This window comes from Tunicatimonas sp., from assembly GCF_049647865.1.
In the GTDB taxonomy this organism is placed as follows: Bacteria; Bacteroidota; Bacteroidia; order Cytophagales; family Cyclobacteriaceae; genus Tunicatimonas.
Genome location: NZ_JBARYM010000592.1, coordinates 1 through 6,346, shown reverse-complemented (window position 1 = coordinate 6,346; position 6,346 = coordinate 1). Strand labels below are relative to the sequence as shown.

Genomic DNA, 6,346 nt, shown 5'->3' with positions numbered 1-6,346 from the left:
CATCTAATTCCGCTTATTAAAGACCAGTATCGGGATGCTAAAATAGTAATGATTAGTGCGCACGGAAGTGTATTAGAGCAAATAAAGAAACAAGGTCAACAATTTGATCATTTTATAGCGAAGCCCTTCAGCCGAAAAAATATCTCACAAATACTATCCGAATTGAACCTATAATTCACGTCTTTAAACAATTGCCTTTGTTTTTGAATTATTACTAGATAGGAAAAATAGCTATCTTAGCGGAGTATATTTACATTTTTCTAATCACGAACGATTTTTCTGACCTACTCAATGAGTAAAGTTTTAATAGTAGATGATGATCAGGATATCAGGTTGTTACTTGATAAATTCTTAACTAAAAACGGATTTGAAACAACCACTGCTAGCACGGGAGATGAAGCCCTAGATGCTACTAAGGAAGAAGCATACAATCTAATACTCTGTGATTTTAAATTGCCCGATACTACAGGGATAGAATTGATTCCTCGAATCAAAATTATTAACCCCGAAGCGGCTATTATTGTAATTACGGGCTATTCTGACGTAAAAATAGCCGTAAAAGCAATTAAGCTAGGAGCGTATGATTACGTTACTAAGCCACTCTACCCCGATGAAATTCTGCTTACAATTAAGCAGGCAATAGCTAGCAAGAAATCTAATACCAAAACTGAGAAAGCCCCTAAAGTAGCGCGGTTTGTTACGGGCGAAAGCCCTCAGTCTCGGCAAGTAATGCAGCATATTCGCCTAATCGCCCCCACCGATATGTCAGTGATTATTCAGGGCGAAACCGGAACCGGAAAAGAATTTGTAGCTAACGAAGTACATAACTACAGTAAGCGAAAAGAAAAACCTTTTGTTGCTATAGATTGTGGTGCGCTACCCAAAGACCTAGCCGGATCAGAATTATTTGGACACGTAAAGGGTTCATTTACCGGTGCTATGAACGACAAAACCGGTAGTTTTGAGACGGCCAACGGTGGCACCCTATTTTTGGATGAGATCGGTAACCTATCGTACGAAAATCAGATAAAACTACTGCGTGTTATCCAGGAGCGGAAAATCAAGAAGCTGGGTAGTACCAAAGATATTCCCATTGATGTGCGCGTTATTGTGGCTACCAATGAAAACCTCTCTGATGCAGTGAAGAAGGGCGATTTTCGAGAAGACCTGTATCATCGGTTCAATGAGTTTAGAATTGAGCTTTCGCCGCTTCGGGAGCGCAAGGCGGATATCAAACTTTTTGCTCAGTACTTTCTCGAAAATTCCAATCGTGAGCTTGATAAGTCGGTAGAAGGCTTTGAGGATGAGGTGATGCAAAAAATGAAAGCCTATTTTTGGCACGGTAATCTGCGCGAACTACACAACGTAGTAAAGCGAGCAGTACTATTGGCGCAAGGCGATTTAATTACGGCGGACTGCTTACCGGAAGAAATTAAAACCCCCGCTTATTTTGACGACATTGCCACTGAAGATGCCGTTACCGAACCAGATAATTTGAAGTCAGTTTCCAAGATAGCCGAGCGCGATGCAATCATTAGTGTGCTAGAAAAAACTGGGTATAATAAAACCAAAGCGGCCAACGTATTAAAAATTGATCGTAAAACGCTGTATAATAAAATGAAGTCATATAATATAGATCTCTAGTCAGACCTCTGTTACTTCCCGCCAACGTTCATTTTTTCAACTATGAGTGAAGCTTTTCTTAGTGATCTACTCGAGGCGATCGAAAACGGTATTCTCGTATTTAGTCCGGTTCGAAATCAGCAAGGGGAAATTATTGATTTTAAATATGAACAGGCTAACCGTTCTGCACTGCGATTAATTAATCAGCAAAACCAGCAGATCATCGGTAAAACCCTGCTCACAGTTTTTCCTACCCTGAAAGGTAGTGAGATATTCAAGCGATATGTGCGAGTACTAGAAAGTGGTGAAGGCTTTCGCTCAGAATTTCACTATCAAGACGGCGGACTTAATACTTGGTTTAGAGATCATGCCTTTCGGTTGGGCACCAATCTGGTAGTACAGTTTACGGATATTGGTGAATATAAGCAGCTTCTGGAAGAGAAGGCGCGGAACGAGGGATTGTATCAGGCGCTGGTGCGAGCACTACCCAACCTAGACTTAATATTGGTGGATCGTCAGCTTAACGTGCAAATCAGTAAAGGTAACCCACTAAAAGCCTTCGGTTTAGATTCTACGCTTGAAACCGGCACCAACCTGCGAGATAAGCTGGAGCCCTCCGAACTTAGTGATATTAGAAATAATTGTAAGAAAAATTTTAAACAGGAAACAGTCCGTCGGGAGATCACAGGCGACAATACCATCTACCGCGTTTCTTTTGTACCAGTTTACGAACATACAAGCACTGTTTTTGGCAGTTTGATTGTTACCGAAGATATTGGTGTATTTAGTTTATCGGAAGATGAACTCCGTAATAAACTGTATGCACTAGAAAGCACTCAAGAAAGTTTAGAGCAGTTTGCTTACGTAGCATCGCACGACTTACAGGAACCGCTTCGTAAAATACGGGCTTTCGGCGATCGAATTACTACGCGCTACGCTAACCAGTTAGATGATACCGGTCAGGACTATTTTGCCCGGATGCAGAACGCTGCTCAGCGCATGCAAGTGCTCATTGATGATTTATTAAAGTATTCTCGCGTAGGACGAATTCAGAATGGATTTGAGGAAATAGACTTAAACCAACTAATTGATGAAGTGTTGGCTGATATGGAAACGTCTATTGAAGAATCAGCAGCAACCGTAGAGGTAGGCGAGTTACCTACGTTAGAAGGCGAAGCCACTCAGCTACGTCAGCTCTTTCAAAATCTGATAAGCAATGCTATTAAGTTTAGGAGAGAAGGTGTAGCCCCACATATCAAAATCACATCAAGAGAGCTGTCTGCTGATTTAGTCGGATCACACAATCAGCTGAATAATCCTCGAGAGGTTATCGTTCAGGATAATGGAATTGGATTTGAAGAGAAGTACTTAGATCGGATTTTTAATATTTTTCAGCGGTTGCACGGGCGCAATAGCTATCCAGGTACGGGTATTGGACTTGCCATTTGCCGTAAAATTATTGATAACCACCAAGGTGATATTTTCGCTACCAGCGAAGTGGGGAAAGGGGCAAGTTTTCACATGGTGCTACCTCTACAACAAACTATGCAATTATGAGTGAAAAAAGTTATCCGACGATCACCATTCTAATGGCTGACGATGATCCCGACGACCGCATTCTAACTAAAGACGCGCTAGAGGAAAACTACTTAGCCAACGATTTACATTTTGTGGAGGATGGCGAGGAGTTAATGGACTACCTGCAACATCGGGGAAAATATAATGATGATAATGCGCCTGAGCCCGGTCTTATTTTGCTCGATCTTAATATGCCTCGTAAAGATGGACGAGAGGCATTAGCTGAAATTAAGGCCCATCCTAAGCTAAAACATATTCCGGTAATTGTGCTAACAACTTCCAAGGCGGAAGAAGATATTTTTAAGACCTACGATTTGGGAGTTAGCTCATTTATTACCAAACCAGTTACTTTTGAAGATTTAGTGAGGGTAACAAAAGCAATTGGGAACTACTGGCTAGGTATTGTTGAACTTCCCAACCGAAAAAAAACCTGATTAATTGTTTTTTACCTCTCTAGAATTTGCTTAGATAATATACGAATTGTTTACGTAATATGACCCGATAGCCCATGCAAAATGAGAAAATATCCATGTTATTGATAGATGACGACGAAGATGATTATATCATTACGCGAGATCTGCTTTTAGACATTAAAAATGTTGATTTTTCAATTGTATGGGTAGACAACTACGATAATGCAATTCGAGAGTTAGAGCAGGATAATTTCGACGTTTACCTTATTGACTATCGCTTAGGCGAAAAAAGCGGATTAGACTTACTGAAAGCAGGAATTGAGCGCGGAGTTCGTAGCCCAATTATTATGCTCACCGGAAAGGGTTTTGCTGAAATTGACCATCAAGCGATGCAAATGGGCGCCGCTGACTACTTAGTAAAAGACGGACTAAATACTATGATTATTGAGCGTAGCATTCGGTACGCGCTTAATAATGCTCGGATTGTACATAAACTTTTCGCCCAGGAACAGAAGTACCGGGCGTTATTTGAGCAGTCGGTCAATGCTATTTACATTACTAACAAGGAAGACCTATTTATCAATACCAACAATGCAATGGAAAAGCTTTTTGGCTACGCATTGCCCGAGCTTCAGAGGTTATCGCTTAAAGATCTTTTTGCTTCCGCCGATGAGTACCCTCGCCTGTATCAGGCACTAACCACGGAAGGAAGGGTTATTGATTTTGAGACCAAACTAAAGCATAAAAACCAACATATAGTCGCTTGTAACCTATCAGCAGCTCGCTTGGTAGACTCTGAACAAAACCTGTTGGGCTACCAGGGTATTATCACTGATATTTCTGAAAAGCAGAAGGTACAACAGGAGCTAATTCGTTTGGAGAAAATGATGATGACTGCCAATATTGCTCGTAGCATTGCGCATGAGGTACGTAATCCACTAACTAATATCAATTTATCATTAGAGCAATTTAGTACCGAAATTAAAGAACGGGATGATCTAGCAGTTTATGTAGATATTATTCATCGGAATACAAAACGCATTAATGAGCTTATTACCGCGATGCTCAATTCATCCAAGCCTTCTCAACTTGTTCTCCAACCGGGCTCTTTGAATAATGTAGTAGAAAAAACATTAGAGATTACCGCCGACCGAGTGAAACTGCAAGAAGTACAAGTTGAAGTTAAACTCAACGATCAGCTAGAAGCTATTCTATTAGATCAGGATAAGTTAATAATGGCACTGCTTAATATTATAAATAATGCTATAGAAGCCGTTACGCCAAAAACCGGTCAGATTATGCTAGAAACTTGGCAAGACGATCAAAATGAGTATGTTGCGATACAGGACAACGGATGCGGTATTGCTACTTCAGACCTGGACAAGCTTTTTGATGCTTTCCACACTGGCAAACGCGGTGGAATGGGGTTAGGGCTTACCTCTACGCAGAATATTATCAACAGCCACCACGCTAAAATATCGGTAGATAGCAAACTGCACCAAGGTACTTGCTTTACTATTGCTTTTCCTAAGGAAAAAGAATTCTAATAATCAAATATTTAGCTTCGGGAATTTTAGATTATGCAGTGCTACTAAGAGTCGCTATTCGGAGGCTAATAAGCAGAGTGAATTGAATGCGCTTTTTATTCTAAGTTATCTATAATAGCTCATAATGAAAAAAGCCACTCAACCTAAGTTGAATGGCTTTTGGTGAATCAGCTGGGGCTCGAACCCAGGACCCACGCCTTAAAAGGGCGTTGCTCTACCAGCTGAGCTACTGATTCTAATGCAACAGGATCGGATCGCCGAGCGATTGCTTTTCTAACTGCGAATCCCTTAATTGCGATGCAAAGGTAAGAGGCTCATGATGAATTTCCAAAAGGTACTTCGCAAATTTATACTTACCTCGCTGTTAGGTTATTTCAACATCATTGGAACTCAAATAGTTTGGGCAGATACGCCGGTTGATCCTTTAATTGCTGAGGCTGATTCACTGTACGAACTGCGGCAGTATACGGAATCTTTCCGGCTGTACGAGCAACTGTTTTATGAGGAGCAGCAAGCTTCGCCCGCAATGCTACTTAAAATGGCTTTTATTCAAGAGAGTTTAAATGAATACAGTGAGGCACTCTACTATTTGAATGAGTACTATCAGGCTACATCGGACGAACTGGCTATTGAGAAGATGCAAGAACTTTCTGCTGAGCACCAACTGCGGGGGTTTGAGTACACCGATTACGATCTCTTCTACAACCTGCTTCGCAAATATCGGTACTTTATCATCTTCGGAGTTAGTGCGCTATTGTTAGCACTTCTAGCGTATGCAGCTTTCCGAAAACCAGAGAATCAATCTCGCCGCTACGGATTGCAATTGAGTATGCTAGTAGCTATCGGTCTATTATTTTACGTTACCAACTATTCGGTTGGTCCTTCATTAGCGATCATTATGAACGACTACGTTCCCATTATGAATGGCCCTTCGTCGGGGGCTGATGTGATTTATATTAGCGAGAAAGGACACCGGGTGCGGGTAGAGGGCGAAGATGACGTTTGGGCAAAAATTGAGTGGAACGGAGAAACTGCCTACATCCGCCAAGGTAATCTCCGGCCAATTTAAAGTAATGTCATAGTGTTTATGAAAGTTAAGTAACTTATTAACACCATAACACCATAACACCATAACACCATAACACCATAACACCATAACACCATAACACCATAACACCATAACAC

The 6,346-nt window shown here is 41.1% G+C and carries 5 protein-coding genes and 1 tRNA gene; 5 read left to right on the top strand and 1 reads right to left on the bottom strand.

Annotated elements, in window-relative coordinates; all coding sequences use genetic code 11:
* Nucleotides 1-291: 291 nt before the first annotated feature.
* From WBA23_RS17480 to WBA23_RS17465, 4 genes are all read left to right on the top strand, one after another.
* Nucleotides 292-1,644 (top strand): sigma-54-dependent transcriptional regulator, encoded by a 1,353-nt coding sequence (locus WBA23_RS17480; RefSeq protein ID WP_424583573.1) that lies wholly within the window; start codon nucleotides 292-294, stop codon nucleotides 1,642-1,644.
* A 42-nt stretch (nucleotides 1,645-1,686) separates the two neighbouring features.
* Nucleotides 1,687-3,180: a sensor histidine kinase gene (locus tag WBA23_RS17475; RefSeq protein ID WP_424583572.1), complete on the top strand. Its 1,494-nt coding sequence runs from the start codon at nucleotides 1,687-1,689 to the stop codon at nucleotides 3,178-3,180.
* Nucleotides 3,177-3,635 (top strand): response regulator, encoded by a 459-nt coding sequence (locus WBA23_RS17470; RefSeq protein ID WP_424583571.1) that lies wholly within the window; start codon nucleotides 3,177-3,179, stop codon nucleotides 3,633-3,635. The genes WBA23_RS17475 and WBA23_RS17470 overlap by 4 nt, the downstream gene beginning before the upstream one ends.
* A gap of 74 nt (nucleotides 3,636-3,709) precedes the next feature.
* Nucleotides 3,710-5,161, top strand: a complete 1,452-nt coding sequence (locus WBA23_RS17465) for an ATP-binding protein (protein WP_424583570.1) — start codon at nucleotides 3,710-3,712, stop codon at nucleotides 5,159-5,161.
* Between the two features lie 160 nt (nucleotides 5,162-5,321).
* Here WBA23_RS17465 and WBA23_RS17460 read toward each other — a convergent pair.
* Nucleotides 5,322-5,397 (bottom strand) — tRNA-Lys (locus WBA23_RS17460).
* Between the two features lie 80 nt (nucleotides 5,398-5,477).
* On the opposite strand from WBA23_RS17460, the gene WBA23_RS17455 reads away from it, so the two are divergent.
* Complete coding sequence (locus WBA23_RS17455) at nucleotides 5,478-6,230, top strand: SH3 domain-containing protein (protein WP_424583569.1); 753 nt, start codon at nucleotides 5,478-5,480, stop codon at nucleotides 6,228-6,230.
* The last annotated feature ends 116 nt before the right edge of the window (nucleotides 6,231-6,346 follow it).